Source organism: Eudoraea algarum, assembly GCF_050589645.1.
GTDB lineage: Bacteria > Bacteroidota > Bacteroidia > Flavobacteriales > Flavobacteriaceae > JBNGOQ01.
In genome coordinates this window covers 358330-382256 of record NZ_JBNGOQ010000002.1, presented here as the reverse complement: position 1 = coordinate 382256, position 23927 = coordinate 358330, and the positions used below count along the sequence as shown (strand labels likewise).

General features: G+C 46.1%; 17 protein-coding genes. 5 read left to right on the top strand and 12 right to left on the bottom strand.

Features of this window, described 5'->3' with window-relative positions; all coding sequences use genetic code 11:
* Positions 1-121 precede the first annotated feature (121 nt).
* On the top strand, positions 122-1621 hold the full coding sequence (locus tag ACRD67_RS08040; protein WP_430966608.1) for a hypothetical protein: 1500 nt from the start codon (positions 122-124) through the stop codon (positions 1619-1621).
* A 55-nt stretch (positions 1622-1676) separates the two neighbouring features.
* Here the strand turns inward: ACRD67_RS08040 and ACRD67_RS08035 are convergent, their stop codons facing one another.
* The 3 genes from ACRD67_RS08035 to ACRD67_RS08025 are packed head-to-tail and all read right to left on the bottom strand — an operon-like array spanning position 1677 to position 5561.
* The gene (locus tag ACRD67_RS08035; protein ID WP_430966606.1) at positions 1677-3263 is read right to left on the bottom strand and encodes an SCO family protein; all 1587 of its coding nucleotides are present in this window, start codon (positions 3261-3263) and stop codon (positions 1677-1679) included.
* The gene (locus ACRD67_RS08030) at positions 3238-4218 is read right to left on the bottom strand and encodes a HEAT repeat domain-containing protein (protein WP_430966604.1); all 981 of its coding nucleotides are present in this window, start codon (positions 4216-4218) and stop codon (positions 3238-3240) included. Before ACRD67_RS08030 ends, ACRD67_RS08035 begins: the two co-directional genes overlap by 26 nt.
* A 20-nt stretch (positions 4219-4238) precedes the next feature.
* On the bottom strand, positions 4239-5561 hold the full coding sequence (locus tag ACRD67_RS08025; RefSeq protein WP_430966603.1) for a tyrosinase family protein: 1323 nt from the start codon (positions 5559-5561) through the stop codon (positions 4239-4241).
* Positions 5562-5906: 345 nt separating this feature from the next.
* Here ACRD67_RS08025 and ACRD67_RS08020 point away from each other — a divergent pair, with 345 nt between their 5' ends.
* From ACRD67_RS08020 to ACRD67_RS08005, 4 genes are all read left to right on the top strand, one after another.
* Positions 5907-6776, top strand: a complete 870-nt coding sequence (locus ACRD67_RS08020) for a helix-turn-helix domain-containing protein (protein WP_430966602.1) — start codon at positions 5907-5909, stop codon at positions 6774-6776.
* Position 6777: 1 nt separating this feature from the next.
* Positions 6778-7263 (top strand): nuclear transport factor 2 family protein, encoded by a 486-nt coding sequence (locus ACRD67_RS08015; protein ID WP_430966600.1) that lies wholly within the window; start codon positions 6778-6780, stop codon positions 7261-7263.
* 2 nt (positions 7264-7265) lie between these two features.
* Positions 7266-7649 (top strand): VOC family protein, encoded by a 384-nt coding sequence (locus ACRD67_RS08010; RefSeq protein WP_430966599.1) that lies wholly within the window; start codon positions 7266-7268, stop codon positions 7647-7649.
* Positions 7650-7940: 291 nt separating this feature from the next.
* Positions 7941-8912, top strand: coding sequence for an ankyrin repeat domain-containing protein (locus tag ACRD67_RS08005; RefSeq protein WP_430966597.1), 972 nt, complete (start codon positions 7941-7943; stop codon positions 8910-8912).
* A 217-nt stretch (positions 8913-9129) separates the two neighbouring features.
* On the opposite strand, the gene ACRD67_RS08000 is transcribed toward ACRD67_RS08005, so the two are convergent.
* The 9 genes from ACRD67_RS08000 to ACRD67_RS07960 form a co-directional block, all read right to left on the bottom strand.
* A complete protein-coding gene (locus ACRD67_RS08000) occupies positions 9130-9471 on the bottom strand; it encodes a hypothetical protein (RefSeq protein ID WP_430966595.1) in 342 nt (113 codons plus the stop codon).
* 39 nt (positions 9472-9510) lie between these two features.
* Positions 9511-11640 (bottom strand): sterol desaturase family protein, encoded by a 2130-nt coding sequence (locus ACRD67_RS07995; protein WP_430966594.1) that lies wholly within the window; start codon positions 11638-11640, stop codon positions 9511-9513.
* 229 nt (positions 11641-11869) lie between these two features.
* Positions 11870-14974, bottom strand: a complete 3105-nt coding sequence (locus ACRD67_RS07990; RefSeq protein WP_430966592.1) for a tetratricopeptide repeat protein — start codon at positions 14972-14974, stop codon at positions 11870-11872.
* 111 nt (positions 14975-15085) lie between these two features.
* Positions 15086-16831, bottom strand: a complete 1746-nt coding sequence (locus tag ACRD67_RS07985; protein WP_430966590.1) for a S41 family peptidase — start codon at positions 16829-16831, stop codon at positions 15086-15088.
* Positions 16832-16997: 166 nt separating this feature from the next.
* Positions 16998-18026, bottom strand: a complete 1029-nt coding sequence (locus ACRD67_RS07980) for a rod shape-determining protein (RefSeq protein ID WP_430966588.1) — start codon at positions 18024-18026, stop codon at positions 16998-17000.
* Positions 18027-18699: 673 nt separating this feature from the next.
* Complete coding sequence (locus ACRD67_RS07975; RefSeq protein WP_430966586.1) at positions 18700-20898, bottom strand: xanthine dehydrogenase family protein molybdopterin-binding subunit; 2199 nt, start codon at positions 20896-20898, stop codon at positions 18700-18702.
* Positions 20895-22385: a CRTAC1 family protein gene (locus ACRD67_RS07970; RefSeq protein ID WP_430966584.1), complete on the bottom strand. Its 1491-nt coding sequence runs from the start codon at positions 22383-22385 to the stop codon at positions 20895-20897. The genes ACRD67_RS07975 and ACRD67_RS07970 overlap by 4 nt, the downstream gene beginning before the upstream one ends.
* A gap of 5 nt (positions 22386-22390) precedes the next feature.
* Complete coding sequence (locus ACRD67_RS07965; RefSeq protein WP_430966582.1) at positions 22391-22855, bottom strand: (2Fe-2S)-binding protein; 465 nt, start codon at positions 22853-22855, stop codon at positions 22391-22393.
* Positions 22856-23006: 151 nt separating this feature from the next.
* A complete protein-coding gene (locus ACRD67_RS07960) occupies positions 23007-23762 on the bottom strand; it encodes a LytTR family DNA-binding domain-containing protein (protein WP_430966580.1) in 756 nt (251 codons plus the stop codon).
* Between the last annotated feature and the right edge of the window lie 165 nt (positions 23763-23927).

Here is a 23927-nt window from a genome sequence, read left to right as displayed (position 1 = left end):
TCACTGCCACCAGGTGGGAAGGACCTGTCTACCATAAATCCGAACGTTTGGAATATTATTTTATTTTTTAGGTGATTGAGTGGTTTCTACTATATTTACTGAGCAAACTAAAACCAAGTAAATGAAACTAACCGGAATGCTCGTTCTTTTTTTATTCGTTCTGAATGCAAATGCCCAAAGCTCCTATTTCAATGTTAAGGAAAGTCAAAAATATAAAGATCAATTTAGTGCTGCAACGGTGCTTAGTGTGAATACAAGTGAAGATAACCACACCATTATTGCAAGAAGTTCTAAAGCCAATTTGGTTTTCGAAACTTTTGATGATAAGGTTCAGGGAAAAAAGATATTAAATACCACATTGGAGAGGAAAGAGGTTTTTGAAGGGGAACTTTTTTACGACAATAAAGTGATGATCTTCACCGTACATAGCCCATCAAAAATAGAACGTATAGTAAATTGTCACATATACCATATTGACACCCATACACATGAAAAAGTAGAATTATTTAAAACATCGGTAGCAAAAAACGGTTCGTTGTTTTCTGGACAGAATAAGAGGCAAACAAATTTTGCAATTTCCCCGGATAAAAATTTTATTGCCGTCGCGACCGACAACATTAAGAAAACCTCGAATTCCTACCTTATTCATGTTTTTGATGCGAAAACATTAAAATTAAAATATTCAAAAAACTATTATTCCAACCCTGAAAAGTTCTTCAGGTCGTCCGATATGAAGGTAGATAATCAAGGTAACGCTTATAGTATCGGTAAGGCGTACTTTAAGGGAAAACGGGAAAAAAAAGAAGATAAGGCCAATTATTCCTTTGTTTTAAGTAAGATTACGGAAGAAGATGCTGTAAATACCCAGCAAATCGAGTTGCATGAAAACGAATACATTCAAAACCTGAGTATGCAGATCAACGGGAACATTCTAAACCTAATAGGATACTACTCAGAAAAAAATGCCTACGGTATTAAGGGAGTAAGCCAATTCAAAGTAAGCTCGAAAGACCTTACCGTTTTAGATAAAAAGAAATCCAAGTTGCCCATACAAGTCTACGAGGACATATACGGCCAGAATAGTGCAAAAGACAAAAAAAATAGGGAACTTACCAGCTTTGATTTAGATCATGTTCTGATGGATGAAGAGGGGAATACCTTTTTAGTGGCCGAAGAGTTTTTTATTACCCAGACCTATGTTCAAAATGGATTCAACACAGTAGGTACTTACCATATAGTCTATCATTACAATGACATCCTAATCACAAAATTTAGCCCCAACGGGAACTTAATATGGGGAAGAAGCATCTTTAAAAGATCAAACAGACCCTCATACAGTGCATTTATACAAGATGACAAATTACATGTACTGTTAAATTCTGGTAAAGATTTAGCCACAAAACAAGATGGCCGGTTAAAAGTATCCAAGGGTTGGCTCGAGTCGACCGCTTTGTACGATTTTGTGTATGACAAGGAAGGAAACCTGACGCGAGAAAAAATTCAGGACAATAAGGGGAAACCTAAATATATACCCTACCGGGGGAACTATGTAGACGGAAAATTTGTGATGTACAACAATTCTGGAAACAGCAAACAACTTATGATGCTGGAAAGTAAGTAAGTGGAGCAATGCCATATTCAGGGATTGGTTATGCCTAAATCACATACCGCCGGTATTATTTATATTTTTCCGCTGTTCCGATAATTTGTCCCCAGCGGAGTGATGGAAAGGAGCTACCCATGGCCCGGACGGTCAAAAGGGAGGACAATAGGACCAGGCCGGCGAAACCAAATTTGAAAATTGGAAGGGTATCCAACCAAAACGCTAAAAAGAGTCCAACATATCCGGCGCACGCCAGTATAAGCGGTACATAACTCCCTGATTTTCTTGTATGGGTATACATAAATATCAGATTGATCCCGGCAAACAGAAAAAGTGCCCATATCATGTTTGGACTGTACTGCAACCAAGAAATACCGGTAAGTCCCAGGGCACTGATGTAGGTGGCCCAACAGAGCGGACACTTGGGAAAAAAAAGAAAGAGCAGGGGAAAAAGTGTATTATTGCCCGAAATGGCAAGACCAGTTGGTCCGATCAAACTTCGGCTTTTACGCTTCAGATCTTTCAGAATAACCGTATTGTCGAATTCCATTTTTGAATACTCCCGTATCTTGATGCCCTTTTTATTTAGAATGAACAGCTCAATGCTGTGCTGGTTCACAATGGATCCCATGTAGTTGACCTGGAGGGTCAGATGGCGTTGCAACAGTTCCTGATCTTCCTCGCGCAGCGTTCTAAACACTTTGCACCCTGCATTATGGACCAGTCCCCTATTGGCACTGTATTCCTTGATTCGTTTAGGGGTGTCAAAAACCGGGTCGTAGGTGATGGCGGCAATCTTGATCGAGCTTAAACCTGTATCTGCCAACATGCGTTGTAGCTGCCCCAGTCGCGTTACGGTCATGGAGCATTTATTGGGATTGTCGCAGCGGGTATAGAAAAAGGCCAGGACCGAGAACGATCCATTAAAATAATCGCCGAACGGAATACTATTCCCGTCCTGGTCCTGGAGCATAAGCTCCTTTACGCAGGCCAAATCCTTATTGTCTACATGCTTGGACGGACGCTTTGGAAAGTCGCAGCAGCTTTTGGGCAACGCCTTGGTATCGGCCTCTATGGTGGTCAAAGTTTCACGGGCCTGCTTTTGGATGCCAAAGTTAATGGAGATAATCTCGCCCTTGATATAGCGCTGCAAAAATGGGATGGCCTCCTTGGCATAGGCACCCAACCACGCCAGGGATTTTAGAATTTCCTGGGTGGCCGTGGTAAAATCCTTTAAGGGCCACTCTGGATAATAGGAAGAAAAAGACAACGCCTCGTCTTTGTGTCCCACGTTTCGCAGGGCCTTTGTCAAAAACAGGCCCACACCGGAGGCAGGTTGCGCCAAACCGCGTATAGCCTTGGCCGAGGCGGCAATTACATAGGGAGAATGGCCATTGTCCAGTTCCTCACAAACATACACCAGCGCTTCCTCCGGAAGGCCCACATCCTCAAAAGCCGCCAGGGCATATCCCCTGATTCGGTTCACCTGATTGGTTCCCCTACCCTTGTATACCTCATGGTTCCTGGAGAGTAGGTTCACCACAAGATCCCGCTTTTGACGTCCTGCTTTTACGTCATCGATCAATGCCGCAATAGCCTGTTCGTGCAGTGCACCATCCAAAGAAGGTGAAAGCTTATTTTTTGGATTTTTTAGCGACATAGGACTTGTACGTCTTTTTTAGATTCCTGGAACGGGTCTCCTGTGTAATGTGCTCCAGTTTTTCCTGGAAATCCTCATCTTCATCTATAAGTTCGGTGTTATCCGAATAGTTCAATGTATTCAACAAAGCGGCCTGAAGTATGGGGTTTTCCGTATTGTCCGTTAAAATTCCCTTTAAGCTGTTCTGCAGTACATCGGGTTCCATGGATTGCAGTCCCACTGCGGAGACGTGCCGTATTTCTTCATCTTCGTCCTTGTCGTTTAGAATCTTCTCCAGCAAGGAGGCCGATTCCTGATCGGCCGCCAAGTTGCGAAGCGCCTCCTTTCTGGCCTTTTTATTGGGGGATGCTTCCGCTATTTTGCGCAAAGTCGGATAATGGTCGGCATGCAGGTCATAGGAAAGCAATTGGATGGCGATTTCGGGTTTTACAAAGGACTCCTCGGGGTTCTCCAATCCGCTGAGTAATTTTCGTTGAATATACTCGTCCTTTTCAATGGCCAAATATTCCGTGGCCCTTAACTGCAACTTCTTGGCTGCATCGGATTCCACTAGATTTTTCAGCGCGTTCATGTAATCCGGCCTTTTGGTCGTCAGGAGGGAGGAACTAAAGGTATTGGCATGCAAGACCGATAAGGTTGCTTCCTTTAGCTCCGTGGCGGCCGTCTCCGTATTGAGTAAACCGATAAGTTCATCTATAAATTCTTCGTTTCCCGTGGCATAATTGATCAATCCCTGAAGGGCCGATGCCCGTATCGCAGGATCTTCGTTTGGGTCCCTAAAGACGGTCAATGCCCTTTTTATATCCGCTGCTGCATTAAAAGTACCGCATATCCCAAAGGCGCCAAGCCGGTCGGCTTTACTTTTTCCGGGATCAAAGAAGATAGCAATGGCCTTTTGGGTAGCCTGTTTTGCTTTCTCGAGATTCTCTTTTAGTGTTTTTTTATACGCTGCCATGTCTTTGTTGCTCTATTGGTTTATACGATGGTATTATCAAATGTATAGGGAACATCCTCATAGGAAAAATGAAGGTTGTTGTCCCTTGAATGCTGTCCCTGGTAATCGATCATATGTTCCACTTTTGGTTGTGGCCCAGGAACATTGGTCAGCGGTGATGTGGGCAATCCGCCGCCCGGAGCATGATTTGGTCGCGGGTTCCCCGAAACACCGTTCCATGGCCACATGGTATCGCCGGTAAAATTTCCTATCCCGATTTCCGAATTGTTCGTAGGATCCCCGGCGCCTTGATTTGGGTAGGCGTCCGGGTTTATGGGTTCAAACAGCTCGTTGACCCATTGCCATTTGGCCCACAGACGATCTACATTGCAATGTAACATAAAAAATAATGGGTCGGCCGGAGCTGTACCTATACTGCTAATTTCACCCCCAAAACTTACGTGCGCACTACCGTGGGGGTCACCTTCTATTCCCCCAGGGTCCAAAAAAGTGGCGCGCCTTGAAAAAACAGAAAAAATATCACCCAGGTTCAAGGTCTGGCCTTCATCGTTCTGAACATGTGCGGCGCGACTAAGGGCGGGATTGATTCCTCCGGAATAGGACCGCATAATACGCCGGTTGCTCCCAACGCCCAAAATCTCTACCCGCCAGTTTACCATGGGGTTGGCTCCCGAAAAATCGACCGTACCTGCTGCATCTCCCGGCACTCCCATAAAGTCGCGTCTAAACACGTTGGGAGCGGGTTCATCAAACTTCCAATACGGCAGGGTAACGGACGGCTCTATCTCTTGTAGTTTTCGCTCCAAATCTAGCAAAAATGAACGGTGCCAGGGTAAAAAACAACTCCGTCCATGAATTTCCCGGCTGTTGCTGCTAAGGTGCATGTTTTGAAGTTCAACATAGGCCCCGGCCTGATTTAAGTCGACAATCGCATCCAAAAACCTATCCCGTTCGCCTATGGTCAAGGTATTGGCATTTTTACGCACCCTGACCATCAAGGCTTTTTCGCCGAGCAGATTTCCGGTACCTGCCTCTGTAATGCCGATAATGGTATCCTTGTCTTCCACACTGGGAAAACCTACTCCCGTTTGATCGTCAAATTTACCGGCAATATGAAAATCAACGCTTCCATTGGGCGGTACGATAAACTGCAGCGACCCAGCCGGTTGGGTCATTTGGTTTTGGAAAAACACGACCTGACCACCTTGATTCGGATTTTTGTTGTTCAGCACCACCTCCACGGCATTGGGTTCATCGGAGGTAATTTTACAAGGCGTTGGACACCACGTAATATAATCCGCCTTGGGATCGTCATTGTTATTGATTAGAATCTTTACGCTCATAATATCGTTTGTTTACTAGTATTGCAGCATAACGGAGAACCCTGTTTTATAACACACTGGTTAAAACAGGTATAAAAGCGACCTACTTTATATTGACGGAAATGTCAGCTAAAGAGGGACAATCGATCTGTTGAGGGGGAATTGTACTAAACTTACGGTTTATTGTTGAAATCCGGTTATAGAAAAACCTTAAAAGTTTTATGGTTTTTATGCTTCCACAGGTCTTCGGGCCATAAATCGGCTTATCACTTCCCTTCGGGTTCTTGGAAATGTGTAATTCAGCCAGATTTTACAATTCCGCTATCAAGTATTCTTGTAACTTGTCCAAACCTATAGGACCGCCATATGCACAAAGGAAATGAAGGAGACACCTCCGCGCTTTATGTTTGGAACGGGTTCTCCCTTTTTTGGGGCACTTCTTTTCGGACCGATCCGCACCTGCACAATACGCTGCAGTTGGTCTTTGATATCGACCGGTGTTTTAAACTAAAGGACGCCACGTCTGACTGGACCGCGTATCCTGCCGCCATTATCAGGGATGGTCACCTACACCAATTGGATAGCTGTGGAAGCATACAACTGTTCATCTATCTGGATAGGGATAGTCACTATGCCAAGGAACTGGGAAATCGCTATTTATCCCGTTCCGGAATCGCAGGATTGCACCACCCGAAACTATCGTGCCTGAGCACCAAATTTTTTAAGGAACTTCTGGTCAAAAGTGACTGTGAAACCCTGTTGAAGGGTTGCCAATTTATATTACAGACCCTATTGGATTCGCCGCCACCCAAAGCCTTGGATGATCGGATAAAGCGTGCCATAGCCTACATTGGCAATGCTCCGGACAAGCAATTTAAGGTCAAGGCCATTGCGGACCACATTTGTTTATCAGAAAGTAGGTTGCGGCACCTATTTAAAGAGCAAATAGGGCAACCGATCCAGAATTTCGTCCTTTGGATGAAGGTAGTGGACTCGCTTAACCTGGTACTAAAGGGTAGACCTATTGGCCAGACAGCCTTGGACACCGGATTCTGGGACAGTTCCCATATGAACCGATCGTACAAAGAATTGCTAGGAGTAGCACCCGGTAAAATAAAGGCCTTTGAAAAGGAGTTGAAAATTGTCGCCTGCGGACGGGGAAATCTTCACCTGCTGCGAACAGAGATCACCACTTCGTGGGATCCAAATCAAATAAAAAAAACCATTGAAATCTAATATGCAAAAGGTATTACTAAAAGCCTCCCTACTCGTTTTTGTTCTGGGAGCATGTACATCGAGCCCAAGAACTTCCTTCAATGAAGCCGAAGTGAAGGAGGAAATAGCGACGCGTTTCGGGGAATTTGTCACCGCTATGAACGCACTTTCCACGGACGAGCTAAAAACGTTCTACTCCAATGACCCACAGTTTTACTGGACGGAAGACGGACAGATCCAATATGCGGACAAGGAAACCCTGGTGGCTTCCCTGGACGGATTGATACAATCCTTGAAAACCACAGATCTAAAAGTTCTGAAAACAAGGGTCGATATACTCAATGGAACCTCGGCCATGCTCTTTGCAGAGTATGAGCAAGCCATGGAAATGCAATCGGGCTTCAATTTTCAAATCAACGGAGCCATGACGGTATTACTACAAAAAGAAGAAGGCATCTGGAGGTTTCTTGTGGGCCACAGTTCAACAAAAAAACAAAGAGGCAAGTAAACATGGACAATCAACTGCGTCATTTTGCAATTTTCACCGAGGATATGGAACGGGCCAGGTCATTTTATGGGAAGGTGTTCAACTGGAGCTTTAACGCCTATGGTCCTTCGGACTTTTCACAGATAAACACAGGCGCCGAGGGCAATAAGCAGCTTATAGGTGCCCTACAGGACCGTAAGTACCAGCTTACTGAGGAAAAAGTAATCGGTTTTGAATGCAGTTTTAGCGTGAAAGATGTGGATGCGGTAGCTAAACTAGTTCAGGATAACGGGGGCCAGATATTACTGCCCAAGACCGAAATTCCAAAGGTTGGCTGGTTGATCAAATTCAGGGATACCGAAGGCAATATCCTCTGTGCGATGCAGTACTTTGACAGTGAACAGTAGGCAGTGGTGGTGAACAATTATCAATAAGCAGTAAACGAGAAACCTGAAACAGTTTACAGTGGGCAGTTCCCTGTGGTGAGTTATGGGTATATGGTTGATGGCTGATGGTTGGTGGTAAGAATTAATTATGAATTCTGAGTTCTGCCAACAGTAAACTAGCTTTTGCTAACTGATCACCGAAGGAAAAAATAGTTTTTTGGTTACGCTCAGGGCATGTGTGGGTAGTCCCTTGCTGTATTCGAATCCACTAAAAAAACATTACTTATCTTAGAAAATCATTATCAACTGTCCATGGACACGAAACTGCAATCTAAATTTCAAAAAAGATTGGACCATGCCGTCAATGATCAAAAGGCATTGTCGGACCTCATCGAGGAATGGCTTGAAATGGACGGTACCTACGAGCATATTTTTGAAGATGGCACTTCCTTCCTATCCTATCTGATTATGGCGGGCAATCCGAAACAGTTACAAGAGGCCAAGGAACAGGTCAAGGATTGGAAAGGACCTTTGGGGCTAAAGGCGCTGAACACGGCCATCCGAGAGGATAATTCTTCCTTGGTGCATTACCTTCTCAGGGAAGGGGTGGATCCCAAGGAAACCAATGAATACTTCCCACTGATGAGGGCAGCAGTTAAAAACAACAAGGAGGTTGTACAAGCGCTCCTCAACGCGGGCGCCCATGTAGACCAGTCGGACGAAGCATCAGGCTGGACAGCCCTTATGTGGGCCGTACGGTTGGAAAGGGCCGCCATGGTAGCCTTTTTGATAGAAAACCAAGCTTCGTTGGAACAAAAGAACCAAAAGGGGGAAACGGCGCTTCAAATTGCCTACAGGACACTGGAAGAATATCAAGGGAAAAGCATGATTGGGCAAGATTTTGCCGAAAAAAGGAAAAGGTGTTTAGAGATCATAGACATCCTGACCGGTGCAGGTGCAAGCGTTCCCCAAGAACTGGAAACACACTTGGCCACTATAGATCGAAAGGAAGATGCAGGGACTTTGGCCCCGCCACCCAAACCCGTCTATACCGGTTATACCATCGTATGGTGGAGAGTGGTGGGCGTATTGGTGCTCTTCTTTATCTTTGTGCGTTCCCTTCGCCCTAGGGCCGAGCTGAACAATTATGAGCCGAGTGATGCCACCAAAATAGGTTTGGTATTGCTAGCCATAGCCTTGGCGCTTTTAGCCGGTTATAAAAGAACAATCCGTCCATCGGGCGGTGAAAATAAAAAGAGTGATAATCCAACACCTGGCGAATAAATGCAGCAGGGGCAACAGCTTGTATTGCTGACCATCCTATCAGTAACTAGTGTAGTTTATTGTTTTTTCGGTAATCCCAGCTTTCCTGAATCGTAATTTCACCACATCTCCTTTCACGTTCAATTGGATAATGGAATCAAAAGCTAGGGCACATTCAACATCAGCTGAACATGCCCTAAGGAACTACCTAATAGGATTATAGCCCTTTTCTTTCCTATCAAACGTCCTGTTTTGAAACTTTTTTTAAGCGTAAGCTTCTTTCTTTACGGATTCTGAACACCAGGTACACCAAGATCGCAGCATTTACTAGGTGCCAAAAATACCATCCGTATAAAATAAGCCTTTCTGCCAGTAGCATTTCTTCGGACAAACCTGAACCTTTGGGTTCACGCCTGTACGTTCCATACCCATCAAGGAGCAGTTCCAAATGCACATAGGTCAGGGTATCTGCGATAAGGATCATGCCCAGAAACAGGCCATGCACCAGATAGCTTTCTCTTTTTTTTACAAGCTTGGCATAGGTTGAACGTCTTGTTTTTTTCGCCGTTTTTCGTGTCATTCTTAAATGATATTGGTATACACATTGCATTGTTGTTTATCAATTATCCTCTATCTTTCGGATTCTATGGTTGCCATTGTCAATAACATAGATGGCACCCTCGGCATCTACGGTAAGCCCCAGGGGGGTATGGAACTTGGCGTTTTCCGCTTTTCCGTCCACTAGGCCAAATGTATTGCCCGCCACCGTGCTCACTGTCCCGTCTGGCGCTAGTTTTCGGACCTTGTGATTAAAGGTATCCGAGATATAAAAGCTGCCCGCTCCATCTGAGACCAGATAACTTGGGAACAAAAATTTTGCCTCTTCCTGCGTTCCGTCCGCAAAGCCCGGATCACTGCCCGTCAAGGTTCCGGTGGCGCCGTCCAATGTCAATATCCGTATCCTGTGGTTTTCCGTATCCGCCACCAGCAACCGGCCGGAATCGAACATGACAATCCCTGTGGGTCTAAAGAACTTGGCAGCGGTCCCCACACCGTCGGCATGGCCTTTTGAGCTGCCTGCTAGGGTAGATACCAGAAAATCGCCGGGTGTATCTACAATCTTTCGGATACGGTGATTCCCGGTATCGGCTACATATATGGTTCCCTGTGCGTCTACGACAATGTCCCTGGGAAACTTGAACAAGGCCTTATCCGTAAGTCCGTCCTCAAGGCCCGGCCCTATTCCAGCTATGGTGCCCACCGATCCATCCGGTGTTATTTTTCGAATCTTATGATTCCAGTTGTCGGCCACATATAAATTGCCCTGTAGGTCTATGGCAAGGCCCATAGGATGATCAAACTGGGCCGTTAACGCCGGGCCATCGTTATATCCCTGTGTTCCCCCAGCGAAAGTGCTAACGACGCCCTGAGGAGTGACCCGCCTGATCCTATGATTTTCCGAATCCGCTATATACATATTGCCCTGGGAGTCCATCACCACATCCATCGGGCTGGCAAATTTGGCCTCGGTAAGGGTTCCGTCCGCTAAACCCTTGTCCTCGCCCGCCAGGGTGGATACTTCCGTAGTGAATTCATATGTGAATACCGCAGCCAGCAGCGCAGAATTGGCCGTATTCACCTGAATATTGCCACTTAGGGCCCCTGCTGGAACTTCAACCTCGATCAGCGTATCTTCCAACTTCAGTATTGAGGCCGCTTTGCGGTTAAAAGTAACCTTCACGTTTTCAAGGTCGGTACCAAAATTGGCTCCTGTGATAGTGACCAGGGTTCCTTTAGGTCCCCGTAAGGGGGTTACCTCGTCAATAGATGAGGTAGGGGTCTCCGGTTGGGACTCCGGTTCCGGGTTTTCCTGTACAGAATCCGGGACCACCTCTATACCATCATCTTTGCTACATCCCAGAGCGAAACAGACCAATACGAGAAGCCCAAGTACCTTTGAAACCCTATTTTTTTCAAGGTGTTTCCGTTTTTTTTCTTCCCTTTCCCTATTCAGGTCTTTAAAGGACAACATCTGCAAAACCTTGGCCGATGCCCCATAATAAAACCCCGTTGGGTGTTCATAGTCCTTTGGGTTTTGGAAGGTTCCGAACAAGATGTCGAATACCGGCAGGTCGGAATAATTGTGTTTGTGGATGCCTTTGGCATGATGTACGGTATGGCTTTCCGGCCTTTGAACGATATAGCCCAGCCAGCGTGGCGTTTTAATGTTTGCGTGCTGGAACATCCCCAAAAAGTTGGTGACCAAGAGGGTTACGGTAATGGCCTGTGGCGATAGCCCTACCAAAAGGGCAAAACACACACTGCCAAGGACGGTCCATCCGATCATGTCCATAGGACTAAAATAGAAGGCCCCGTAGGTATCCAAGCGCTCCGCGCTGTGGTGCATCTGATGAAAAGTGCGCCAAAGAAAATTGGACGTATGCAAGGCCCTATGCCAGACGTAAACGCCAAATTCATACAACAGCACACCTAGCAGACCTCCTCCTAAAGCACCCAGACCCGTTAGGTCAAAAAGCCTATAAGGTTCTAAATACGGATCGGTAAAAAGAGGTAGGTAGGATGATAAATAAAAGAAAAACGCAAAGGCCGTTAATCCTCGAACTTTCCAAAATTTGATTTTAGGTAACTGTCTTGCGGGAAACAGAGCTTCCCAAATCATAAGTATCATATAGATCGCTAATACGGCTAATGATACGGGGTCCAATAAAATTTCCAATGGTGTTGGCATAACATTTGTTTTTAAAAAATTTATACCGCAAACCTAGGCCGACCACCCTCCATGCCACAACCCGTAATGTGGTATACACTTTAAAAGATGTTGCGTATAAATCATTGATTTTCAATTCATAGGAAAATAGGAAAGAAATGTTGCACCCTTTATAAGAGATGTTGCAAGGTGTTAAAATGTGATGGGGCGATTTTTTACAAAAACGGAGGCGTAGATCCGGGTACTGATATCATTTGGAAACCGTACTTGGTGCCATGCCAAATTGCTCCTGAAAGCATTTTGAGAAATACGAAGGGTTTTGAAATCCGGTCTCATAGGCTACTTCGGTAACCGTGGCACCTTGTTGCTTTAGCATATCCATAGCCCGGTGAAGTCTAAAAGATCGGATGAACTCGTTGGGGGTAAAATTGGTGATCGCCTTAATTTTTCGGAACAACTGCGATCGACTAAGGCCTACGGAATAGGCGAGTTCCACTACTCCAAATAAGGAATTGGAGATTTCCGCTTCCAATTGTTCGGTTACCTTCTCCATAAAAACGGTGTCCATGGAGTTCATCCGAATCTTCTTGGGCATCAAGATATCCCCGGTACCAAAATGGGTCTGTATCTTTTCGCGAAGTTTAATCAGGTTTTTTAGCCGAATAAGGAGCTCTTCGGTATCAAAAGGCTTAGTGAGATAATCGTCTGCGAGACTTTTTAATCCCTCTATCCTATCCTCTTTGGACGATTTGGCGGTAAGTAAAATAACAGGAATGTGGCTGGTGCGCATATCTTCCTTTAATAGTTTACATACTTGAAGTCCATCCATTTTGGGCATCATCAAATCGCTCAAGACAATATCCGGGGTATGTTCAATGGCCATGGCCACCCCTTCTTCGCCATTTACAGCTTCCAGTACCATGTACGATTCGCTCAATATATCCCGAATATAACTTCTTAGGTCCTGATTGTCCTCGATCATCAAAACCACGGGAAGTTCCTGGTCCACCTTGCTCACCATCGCGGGTTCTGAAATGGTTTCCGCTACCTCTATGCTAGTGACGGTTTCCTTGACCTGGCTTATACTAACAATCTCCTCCTCCTTTAAATGTGCTTTTCCCAATGGCAACAATACCTGGAACGTACTGCCCTTTCCCACCTCGCTTTTAACCTTCACAGAACCTTTGTGCAACTCCACCAGTTCCTTTATCAAGGCCAATCCAATTCCAGTACCTGTAACGTCCTCTGCATCCGCGTTGGAGGCTTGGTAAAATCTGTCAAAAATGTGTTCCAGTTCCTGTTCGGGAATCCCGGTGCCCGTATCCGAGACCGAAATGGCCAGATATTCGCTTTTTTCTTTGTTTTTTTCACGAACTTCCACGGAAATTTGTCCCCCGGGAGAGGTATACTTAAAGGCATTGGACAGGAGGTTAAGGATAACCTTCTCTATTTTTTCCTGATCTACGTACAAAAAGTGGGATGCTTTTTCTGAAGTAAAATGCAGCTTTATTTGCTTGGTTTCCGCAAAGGAATTGAAGGACGTTACCCAACCTTTTAACAGCGGCACTACGTCTATCAGCGCGGTTTTCACCGTTATCTTCCCGGATTCGATCTTAGAGAGATCCAACAGTTGATTGATAAGTTTTAGCAGCCGATTGCCATTGCGCTCTATAATGTCTACCGTAGGTTGCAATGAACTGTCCACATGCTTTCGAATACTGTTGAGCGGCCCTAAAATTAAGGTAAGCGGTGTTCTGAACTCATGGGAAATGTTGTTAAAGAAGCGCGATTTTAACCGATCCAATTTCTCCAGCTCCAAGCGTTGGGTCTCTTCTGCAATCAGTAGTTCCTTGTTCTTTTTGTTGCGGTACATTAAAAATTGAAAAAGAAGCAAGGCAAAGGCCAGGACAACAAGTATACCCACCGCAAAGATATTTCGCCAAAGGGTTCTATTCTCATTTTCCTGTTGCAGGTTTACAATTTCCTTTTCCTGTTTCTCGGTATCATATTTCGCCTGGACTTCGGCCAGTTCCCTATTTTTTCGCGTCTGGAGAAAACTGTCCTGAACAATCTTAAAACGTTTAAAATACGCAAGGGATTTTTTGTAGTTGCCCTGTTTTTCCTCAAGGCTCGATAAATTTTTGTACGTACTGCGTAGACCAAAGTACTTGTCCTTTGCAAGCCGTATCTCCAAGGCCTTATCCAAATAGTTTGATGCACTGTCCAAGGTATTGGTGCTCAGATATATTTCTCCCAATTTATCAAAGATGAACTCCAAGGACCATTGCTGTGGGGTGGGTTCGCAATAGGATTTGGCCTTTAGGTAATGGCTTATGGCTTCATCGTATTTTTGTTGAAATTGATAGGTCTCCCCCAAATTGGAATAGGACCTGATGATGCCTATGGGCGACTTAAGGTCTAAATTTATGTTCAGGGACTTTTTGTGGTAGATCAAGGCACTGTCGTACTTGGCCCAATCTACATAGGCCACACCCATATTGTTGTAGATTCTGGCAATGCTGGATTTGTCCCCTATACTTTCATATCCTTCCAAACTTTGGCGATAGTACGCCAATGCGGTTTCAAAGTTACCTTTCTCCTCGTGCAGTACCCCTAGGGATAAATTGGAATTTGATAGTCCCCGTATATCCTGGATGGTCTCTTTGATCGCCCGGCCTTTTGTAAAATACTCCAGGGCCTTCTCCTCATTGTTCAAATCGTCATAGAGCACGCCCATTCGGTAATAAATATCCGAAATACCCTTTTTGTCGTTCCCTTTTTCATAGATCCTGAGGCTCTGATTGTAATGGTTCATGGAGGCATCGTAATTATCCAATACCGTCTCGTGCTTTCCCAATTCCAAATAGGCATTGGCCAAGGTGGTCCCGTCCCCCTGTTCTTCCAGAATTTCCAAACCCGCTTTGAATTCCTGTTTCGCTTCGGTATGCTGTCCTTTTCTTGAATAGACCCTGGCCTTGGCAATGTGATTTTTTGCCAATAGCAAGCTATAGTTCAACCGTTTGGCGATGGTAATGGAATGGCCCAAAGCCTGAATAGCGGCTTCATAGTTGCCTTTGATAATAAGTGCCTGACCCTTTACATAATGCGCTGTGGCCTGGGGTTCGGGAAACTGTTCCATTACTGGGGAATTGATGTTGTTTTCAATCAATTCAAGCGTTTTGGAAGCATCCCTATCCAGATATAGTTCCGCCAGACGGTTGGTAGCAATTAATTGTTCCTCACCTGTTGCCGAACGTACCACTAGGGCCAGACTATCTATTTGTTTTGTCTGGCAAAGCCCTTCGGATAGGAAAAGGGAAACTATTGCACCCACCAAGAATAGGTTTCTCCTCACAATATACCGGTGTTTGTTGAAAGCCTAGCTAATTTAAGGCATTATCAACAATAAAACATCATGGTCAAGGAAGCTAACCCATTTGCAAGTGCGAAAAGGTTTGGGTATTTTCTAATCCCTATCCTGGTCTGCAAGATAGTCGAAAATCGCCCTCAGGCAGGGATCTATATTATGTTGGTAATCCCAGATGGTCAAGGGCGCGCCCAGTTCCGGCGCTATCCATTTTCGGGTGTCGAGCGAGTTTAACCCACCTATCCAAGCCGTATTGGAGATACTGATGTTAAGTCGACTATAGGGTAACCGAATGTTTTTTTCCTCACCAACAAAGTTGGGGCTAGACCCTGTGGGCTCCCCTACAAATATGGCATTCGTCCACTTTTCGAGTGCTGAGGACAGGTTCATGGCGGCCGAAAAGGTATTGCGGCCGGTAATGACAAATAAGCTGCCTCTTTGGTTTATACGTTCATTTTTAATAATCGATTTGATTAGAGGCTTCATCAAACGGGTATTCCCTCCATTGTTTAATCGCAAATCAATGATCAAAGCCCTTGCATTCTTTTCTTCCAATTGACCCATGACCTGTTCCATATACCTTTCAAGGGTAAGGTCTTTTTTGTTGCGGATTTTGTTAATCTGCAGGTACAATAGGTTGTTGTCCCGGAGCTGGGTGTGCCAAAAAAGGCTATCTGGATTTTGGAGATAATACGGGACATCTCTCCCGGCATTGTCCCTCATATTCACCCAAGATTGGGGCGCAGTACTTTTTTGATAGCGCTTTGTCAGCAGTTGGTCGGTCTGCAACACAACGGTTTCCTCAGCGCCTTGGTCGTCTCCGAGGGTAAATTCAACGTTCCTCAATGAGTTAGTGGCACCGTAGTACTTCAAAATTTCGGGAAGTACCAAATACCAGGGTGTTTGCCAATAAAACTGCATCCGGTTGTCATTGCCGTGGTGGTAGCGCCACAGATCATCTTCAATATCCCTGATGTCCCTATCCCCTATTTTTAGAACGCGCTTGCCCACCAGGTCCTTATATTTTTCCGAAGCCGACCTTACATAGAGCTCCGTGCCAAAATAATAGAGCATCAGGGGTAAATGGTGAAAAGCCAGTTTTTCATGGGAAGGAAGTCGTGGGTTATATACCACAGTATGACCGTCGTTGACCATAGCGGCAATACGTTGAAACTCGCAGACAATTTCGTAATCCTCCAGTAACGGTATGAGCTTTCGAGTCCTTGCAATAACAGTTTCCCAATTGTTCCTGTCAACATGGGCAAAAGGTGCTATATGGGTATCCTCAATCAGCAATTTCAGATAATCCAGATCGGCCTCCCAAGCCTCGTTTCTTGTATGTTGTTTAGGCAAGGTCCTGCCTGTAATGGTTTTTACATATCTCGAGTCATTTCGAAAGAAATCAAAAAGCGGATCTTTGATAATACGGCCCTGCAGTTCAATATTTAAGGTAAAGGCCTTTAGCAAATAGTCCAATGCCTCTTTTTTGTTTCCCTGCTGTACGTGTGCCTTACTCAAGGCCAGATAGGTATAACTTAGTCCGTTCGTGGAACCCTCCAGCGCAACATTTCTCTGGAAGGCCTCTATGGCCGCCTCAAAGTTTCCCAGTCGGTATTGGACATCCCCAACGAGATAGTGAAAATCATCGTTATAGGGACTTTTGTCCGAAAGTTGAAGCAGCAATGGCAGGGCTTCCCTAAGCTTCCCCTCGGTGTAAAGTGTATACGCATTATCCACCTCCAATTTCGTGCTTGTAGCCTGACCCATGCTTACATTGGAACCTATCAAACAGGACCATAGCAACCAAATCGGGGGGCTGAACAGTTGTTTAAAAAAAGAGGCCATTTTAAAAAGGTATACTATGAAGATGAAGCATACCTGGTTTTGTTACACTATTGGAAGATTTGTTCCAGGATTTTATCCTGATTATCCAAACATACTGTTGTTTAATCACCAAACTGAAGTTGGATGTTGGGAAAATACGTTTTGCAGCTATTGGGCCGAGTTTCGGTTACCGGATCAATACATTTTTATAGCGTTCCCTATACTTAAGTGCCATACCTGTTCCGCGAATCACCGCCCTCAGCGGGTCTTCATCGATAAAGACGGGCAGATCTGTTTTGCGGGACACCCTTTTGTCCAGACCCCGAAGCATGGAACCACCGCCCGCCATGTAAATGCCCGTGTTATAAATATCCCCAGCCAATTCGGGAGGAGTCCGGGAAAGGATTTCCATAATCGCATCTTCTACCCTACTGATGGATTTTTCCAGGGCCTCCGCTATTTCCTTGTGGCAAACCTGTACCTGTTTTGGCTTGCCGGTCAATAGGTCCCTGCCATGGACCGATTTTTTATCGGGGGACTCCTGCAGATCTTTGATTGCCGAACCAACGTCTATTTTGATTTTTTCTGCGGTACGCTCCCCAATGTACAGGTTATGTTGCCTGCGCATATAATAAATAATGTCGTTGGAAAAAACATCCCCGGCAATTTTAATGGATTTGTCACAGACAATGCCGCCCAGGGCGATAACCGCAATTTCCGTTGTGCCCCCGCCTATGTCCACGATCATATGCCCCTTGGGCAGCATAACCTCCAAACCGATACCAATGGCCGCTGCCATAGGCTCATGGATCAGATACACTTCCTTACCGTTGACGCGTTCCGCGGATTCCTTGACCGCCCGCATCTCCACCCCTGTAATGCCCGATGGAATGCAGATGACCATACGCAACGCGGGGAGAAACCACCTTTTCTTAAGGGCAGGAATATTTCTGATGAGTATGCTGATCATCTTTTCGGAAGCATCAAAGTCCGCGATTACCCCATCTTTCAAGGGTCGTATGGTTTTAATGTTTTCGTGGGTCTTCCCCAACATGGTATTGGCCTCCTTGCCTATGGCAATGATTTTGCCCGTTAACTGGTCCCTAGCCACGATCGAGGGACTGTCCACAACCACTTTGTCCATGTGCATGATAAGGGTATTCGCCGTCCCTAGGTCGATTGCGATCTCCTCGATCAAAAAATCAAAAAAACCCATTTTATTCGGTTTGGTTCTTGGTTTTGCACCTGCGCCTGTGGCGCAATAGTGGGCCCAAGTTCACGATTAAATGATTGGAAAAGAAAGTCGGTGTAATAAATGGTCGTGTATGGGGATAAGTGGGCAGTGAACAATAAACAATGAACAATTAGCAATGGATGAGAAGCCTGAAACGGTTTGCAGTTGGCAGTGTTAAGTTATGGGTTAAGGAGTTATCGGTTGACTGTAAAAAGCAGCAATGGTCAGCTGTTAGAGTCGAGTGTCAATTGTTAAGTTGAGTGTTCAAAATTCTTAGTTCATCATTCGTGGTTCCAAACAGCTCCTTCCCTTTGTTAAGGGAAGGTGGCACCGACCGAAGCAACGCGAGCGTCGGGGGCGGAAGGGTAGAAAAGACCTCCCCTTTCTCACGCCAGAGGCGTGATTCATTCCCCTCCTTGCTCAAGGAGGGGAGCTTCAATACCGGCCCCCTTCCAACTCAAATCATGCTATGTGAAACAGTATAAAAGCATGGGGCCCTTGGCTAAGGGAAGGTACTGAAGCAACACGAAGCGCAGAATCTTGAACTTTGAACCGTGATCCATTCTTTTTTCTGACCTCTGACATCTGACCTCTGACATCTGACTTCTGACCTCTGACATCTGACTTCTGACCTCTGACATCTGACTTCTGACTTCTAAGTCCCGAGCTCTACATTCTTTATCGGCAACTTTCGTATACGTTGGCCCGTAGCCGCAAAGATGGCATTGGCCAGCGCGGGTGCCGCTGGCGGCAAGGGAGGTTCGCCCAGGCCTCGAGGGGGCAGATCGTTTTCGATAAATTCAATACGCATTTCGGGCATTTCGCCCATTCGCATCCATCGGTAATCGTGAAAATTGGATTGTACCGTGGCCCCGTCCTTCACCGTTATTTCCCCGTAGAGCGCCGCGCTGAGCCCATCCAAGATGGCTCCTTCCACCTGTGCCCGGGCACCGGAAGGATTAATTACCACACCACAATCGACTACGGCGTCCACCCCCAAGATCTTTACTTTCCCATTTTTATCCGTGGATACGGTTATCACCTCGGCAATGAAGGATCCTGCACCCTTACGGGCTGCAAAGCCCCTACCCTGACCTTTTGGCAAGGATGAGTCCCAATTACTGAGCTGTCTCACCTTTTCCACAACGGCGATTAATCGGCCCGCGTCAAAGGCATATTCGTCTACTACTGGAACCATTCTCGCTGGGCCAAGGAATTCCAGAAAATAGTCTATGGGATCCCTTTTGTTCAGAAAGGCCAACTCATCCAGGAAACTATGCACCGCAAATGCGGTAGCGGAATGGCCTACGGCCCGCCATTGTCCAAGAGGTACATCACTTATTACATGTCCATATTCCAGCTGTAGGTTAGCGATGAACCCCGCTGGGAACTCATATTCGTCAATTTCTGTTCCGGCTGGTCTTCCGTCCCTCCCCAATGATGTTTTTCGAGATGCGTTGGCCAAAATGTGCCGCCATCCGGATACCTTACCGTTCCCGTCCATGGACGCTGTCATTTTATGCACACTTGCCGGACGGTACCAGTCGTGTTTGATGTCTTCTTCCCTAGTCCAGGTAAGCTTCACGGGCCGCCCCATTTTTTTGGATAGGATGGCAGTATCCATGGCATAGTCCACATAGTACCTTCTACCAAAGCCGCCCCCTATCCGCGGGAGGTGTATTTTGATCTGCTCGGGCTGTAGACCGAACAACTTGATCAGCCCCTGCTGTAGCGCCTCGGGGTTTTGGGTCGGGGCCCACACTTCACACAGGTCTTCCCTAAAGTCTACCGTACAGTTCATGGGCTCCATGGGTATATGCGCTAAAAAAGGCACTTCATAGACCGCTTCATAATTGGAAGCCGCCTTTCGTTGCGCTTGGATAATATCACCATCCTTCCGCTCAACAGTGGTATGGTCCAATTGGGCGCGAAAGCGTTCCATTAGGCCGTCCGAACTTTCCCTTTGGGCACCATCATTGTCCCAGACCACCTTGAGTTTCTCCGCGCCTTTAAAGGCCGCCCAGGTGGTATTGGCCACCACCGCAATACCGTTTACAAAATTGGGACTGTTGGGCCCGATGAGCCTTCCGCCATAGGCTTTGTTATTCAATTCTACGATATCGATTACCCCGTTTACCGCTCTAGTCGCTGTATCGTCCCAAGTGCCAGTACCACCATTATGTACGGGGTTTTTAAGGACGGTGGCATAGACCATTTCGGGTAGTTTTATATCTATACTATAGCGCATTCCCCCGTTTACCAGGGTATCCAAATCTACCTGGGGAACATGTTTCCCCACAATTTCAAAAGCATCAAGGGGTTTAAATTCCACCTCTTCCGGCAAGGGTATCTGCGTTGTTTCGGTCAGAAGTGCTTCAAAAGGCAATGCATCCCCTGATTTCAGATGCCGTACCTCGCCATTGGCCGTGGAAAGTTCCGATACCGCTTTGTTCATCTTTTTTGATGCGGCCTGGATGAGCACCTGCCGCACCTTGGCACCTGCAGTTCGCATCAGGTCCCAATTGAGGATGATGGCATAACTGCCACCCGCCCATTGTTCCTCGTAGATTTCATCATAATCGGCCTGCACTACCTTCACTTTGTTCCAGGCCGCCCCAAGTTCTTCCGCCAAAATCATGGGAAGCGACGTTTTGACGCCTTGACCGATTTCGGGATTTTTTGCAATAAGGGTTACCCACCCATCGGTATCGATCTTTATCAAGGGCGAGAAGGTATGCACCATGGCCGGTGGTTTATCCGATTCACAGGATTGTAGGTATACCCCAACAAGCAGAGCTCCGCTGGCTGCGGTGGTAAGTTTTATAAACGTTCTTCTGTCTACTGTACTTTTCATATCCCAATGCGTTTAAATTCTTTTCCTTCAATAGCCTCATACACCGTGTTTGGCACTACCTCCGTGGTCGATTGTTTTTGGCCTGAAGGCCATTCGATCTCTAGGGTCTTGATTTTGGCCGAAGGACCTATGCCAAAATGAATCTCGGGGGCATTTTCGCTGCCATAACCTGTTTCCCTGGCAAAATATCGTGTCTGCACCCTGCCATCATCCAGGGTAAGCTTTATCCAACTGCCTATGCCATAGCTGTTTGACACCTTTCCCCGTAAGTGAAGTTTGATCCATTGGTTGCCTTGGTTCAGGTTCATATAGCAATCATTGGGCTCGGCCTCCCCACCCCAATTGCAGACAAACAAATCCAACGATCCGTCATTGTCAAAATCCCCTGAGGCGGTACCTGCGGATATATGGCCGTCAATGGCGGGAAGGGTATTATAAATCCGTTTGAACGCATAGTCGGCCGTTCCCAAAAAGAAAAAGTTCTGAATCTCCGGATAGCTCTCGGTTCCGTTGGCAACGTAAAGATCCAACCAACCATCATTGTTAAAGTCGCCCCAAGTCTGTCCCTTGGAGGGTCTATGGATTTCATAGGCGATTCCACTGCTTGTCAACTTCTCGAAGGTGCCGGTGCCTAAGTTTTCATAAAAAGCATTCTCGTCGGCGACCGACACATTGGTCACGTAAATATCCAAATCGCGGTCGTAATCATAATCCACAAAGGAAACACCGTAGGAAGCATTCGTCTCTTCCACAAGAACCCCCGTCCGCCGTTCTACAAAGGTTCCATCCACGGAATTCATATACAGGTAGTTCCGATGTTTTCCCTGTACTTGCCCATTTTTATTGATTACAAAATTCGCCACATAAAGATCCGGCTTCCCATCCCCATTGAGATCGCCCCAGGCACAAGATCGACCATCGCCTTCATTCCCCTTCCAGGGGCCGTTGCCTGCCTTGGTAAAAATCCCCTTGCCCTTGTTTATATAAAGTTGGTCGTCCGCGCCATCCCTGTTGACCACAAAGACGTCCATATCGCCATCCAAATCATAATCGCACCAGCAGGCGCCGGGCGAATTGGTCAGGTCCGTAGCCAAATCTCCAGCCTTCACTTGGGAAAATTTTCCAGCGCCATCGTTCAAATACAACAGATTGGGCGTTCCGAATTGGGTGGTAAAAAAGAGATCAAGGTCATGGTCGTTGTCCACATCTACTGTATGCACGGATTCGCTCCAAGCATGCACATTACCATCAGCGATCGCCAATTTTCGAAACCCGTCGTCGTAATTGAAATAGATTGTATTTCCCAAGAGTTTTAGGGAATCTACCTGGTTGGCCACAACAATATCCTGGCGTCCATTGCCATCAAGATCGGCCACGGAAACCCCTCTGGAACCCTGAAGGTCTGTAAAAGATAGGGCTCGATTAAATTGTGGATCCTGCCCGTGGGATTTCAGAGCGGTACAGACCAATGCAAGAAGTAACAACATGCGCATTATTTCTCTAATTTGCCTGCTGCCAAGTGAATTGCCTTGCGTATACGTGAATAGGTCCCACAACGGCAAATATGCCCTTCCATGGCAGCGTTGATATCATTATCTGTGAGGTTTTCGTTTTTGGAGAGCAAGGCCGCAGCTTCCATGATCTGACCAGATTGGCAATAGCCACATTGCGGTACGTCAAGTTCCACCCAAGCGCGTTGCACAGGGTGGTCCTCCTTAGGTGAGAGTCCTTCAATAGTGAGGATATCACCCTCCAGGGCCGAACTGATGGCCAAGGTACAGGACCGTACGGGATTTCCCTTATACTGCACCGTACAAGCGCCGCAGAGGCCCTTTCCGCAACCAAATTTTGTCCCTGTCAGGTCAAGGAGGTCGCGTAAAACCCACAGCAAAGGGGTATCCGGGTCCGTAGAAACGGTTTTCTTGACATTATTGATCCTTAAGGTGTAGGACGGCATAGCTGTGTTCAAATTTTAATGTGGTTCGGCAAGGTTCAGGCACATTTTTCAGGATATGTACAACCTTGGAATCCACTATCAAACTTAGCCAATAAGGCAAGTGGAAAACAGCTGTTGCAGTAAACGGTCGGGATTTTGATAGCGAACGGCGCTAATAGGTCCTATCCTTAAAAAATTGGGTGATTTCCTTAACATAACTTCTACTGACCCGCCGCCTTGTGCCATCCTTCATAATTACCTCCAAGCCCTGGTCATTACCCTTGGCGAGTTCGGATACCTGGTTTACATTTATGATCGTAGATCTATGGATTTTCCTAAAGGCGTTCGTGGGAAGCAGATCATGGAAATATTTTAAGGGTTTTCGCATTACAAAAACGCCCTCACTGGTAAATAACCTGGTATAGTAGTTTTCGGCCGCCAACAAGTGGATTTGTGCAGGACTGCAAAAATATTTGTTGTTCCCCCTTGTAAGTTCAAATAGTACCGGTGGAGCCGTTTCCTCAAGTTCAAGCTTCCATAGTTTATCTATAACGAACCACATAAGACCAATGTCTATCAGGGTCCAGAAAATAAAGAAGTAGCGGTATACCCCAAACCTGGAGCCGGGCAGGTTCAGATACGGGCTAATCGTAGAGCTCAGAAAAAAAAACCATCCATAATGCAAAACTACCCAGACCACGGCCGAACCCAATACGATGACTATTCCAAATTGAAGCTTTCGGGTCTTCGCAATGATACGTTCCATTAACTTAAAGCCGAGAATCCATGGGGCCCAGATCCCAATCTGCCACGCTAGTACGTGGAAGAGCGCTACCTGATCTCGAGTCTGGTATTCCCTCCAATAGATGAGTAGAGCCAATAGCATGGCCATGGACAGGGTTAGGGCGATAAAATTTCTGGTCTTCATCCTGTAAGGGTAGCAAAAATGTGTTGGTCCTCTTTGTATTTTCCCGTAAAGTTAATCAAAGTGATGCATTCGTTTATTTACAATATGGGTTGATGGAGGTATCAGCAGTGAACAATTAACAATGACCAATTAACAATGAGGGATTAGGGAAGAGCGAAGCGGGGT

Bases quoted from the DNA above. Each gene is read 5' to 3' on its own strand.
- ACRD67_RS08040 (WP_430966608.1), top strand. From the start codon at position 122: ATGAAACTAACCGGAATGCTCGTTCTTTTTTTATTCGTTCTGAATGCA.
- ACRD67_RS08035 (WP_430966606.1), bottom strand. From the start codon at position 3,263: ATGTCGCTAAAAAATCCAAAAAATAAGCTTTCACCTTCTTTGGATGGT.
- ACRD67_RS08030 (WP_430966604.1), bottom strand. From the start codon at position 4,218: ATGGCAGCGTATAAAAAAACACTAAAAGAGAATCTCGAGAAAGCAAAA.
- ACRD67_RS08025 (WP_430966603.1), bottom strand. From the start codon at position 5,561: ATGAGCGTAAAGATTCTAATCAATAACAATGACGATCCCAAGGCGGAT.
- ACRD67_RS08020 (WP_430966602.1), top strand. From the start codon at position 5,907: ATGCACAAAGGAAATGAAGGAGACACCTCCGCGCTTTATGTTTGGAAC.
- ACRD67_RS08015 (WP_430966600.1), top strand. From the start codon at position 6,778: ATGCAAAAGGTATTACTAAAAGCCTCCCTACTCGTTTTTGTTCTGGGA.
- ACRD67_RS08010 (WP_430966599.1), top strand. From the start codon at position 7,266: ATGGACAATCAACTGCGTCATTTTGCAATTTTCACCGAGGATATGGAA.
- ACRD67_RS08005 (WP_430966597.1), top strand. From the start codon at position 7,941: ATGGACACGAAACTGCAATCTAAATTTCAAAAAAGATTGGACCATGCC.
- ACRD67_RS08000 (WP_430966595.1), bottom strand. From the start codon at position 9,471: ATGACACGAAAAACGGCGAAAAAAACAAGACGTTCAACCTATGCCAAG.
- ACRD67_RS07995 (WP_430966594.1), bottom strand. From the start codon at position 11,640: ATGCCAACACCATTGGAAATTTTATTGGACCCCGTATCATTAGCCGTA.
- ACRD67_RS07985 (WP_430966590.1), bottom strand. From the start codon at position 16,831: ATGGCCTCTTTTTTTAAACAACTGTTCAGCCCCCCGATTTGGTTGCTA.
- ACRD67_RS07980 (WP_430966588.1), bottom strand. From the start codon at position 18,026: ATGGGTTTTTTTGATTTTTTGATCGAGGAGATCGCAATCGACCTAGGG.
- ACRD67_RS07975 (WP_430966586.1), bottom strand. From the start codon at position 20,898: ATGAAAAGTACAGTAGACAGAAGAACGTTTATAAAACTTACCACCGCA.
- ACRD67_RS07970 (WP_430966584.1), bottom strand. From the start codon at position 22,385: ATGTTGTTACTTCTTGCATTGGTCTGTACCGCTCTGAAATCCCACGGG.
- ACRD67_RS07965 (WP_430966582.1), bottom strand. From the start codon at position 22,855: ATGCCGTCCTACACCTTAAGGATCAATAATGTCAAGAAAACCGTTTCT.
- ACRD67_RS07960 (WP_430966580.1), bottom strand. From the start codon at position 23,762: ATGAAGACCAGAAATTTTATCGCCCTAACCCTGTCCATGGCCATGCTA.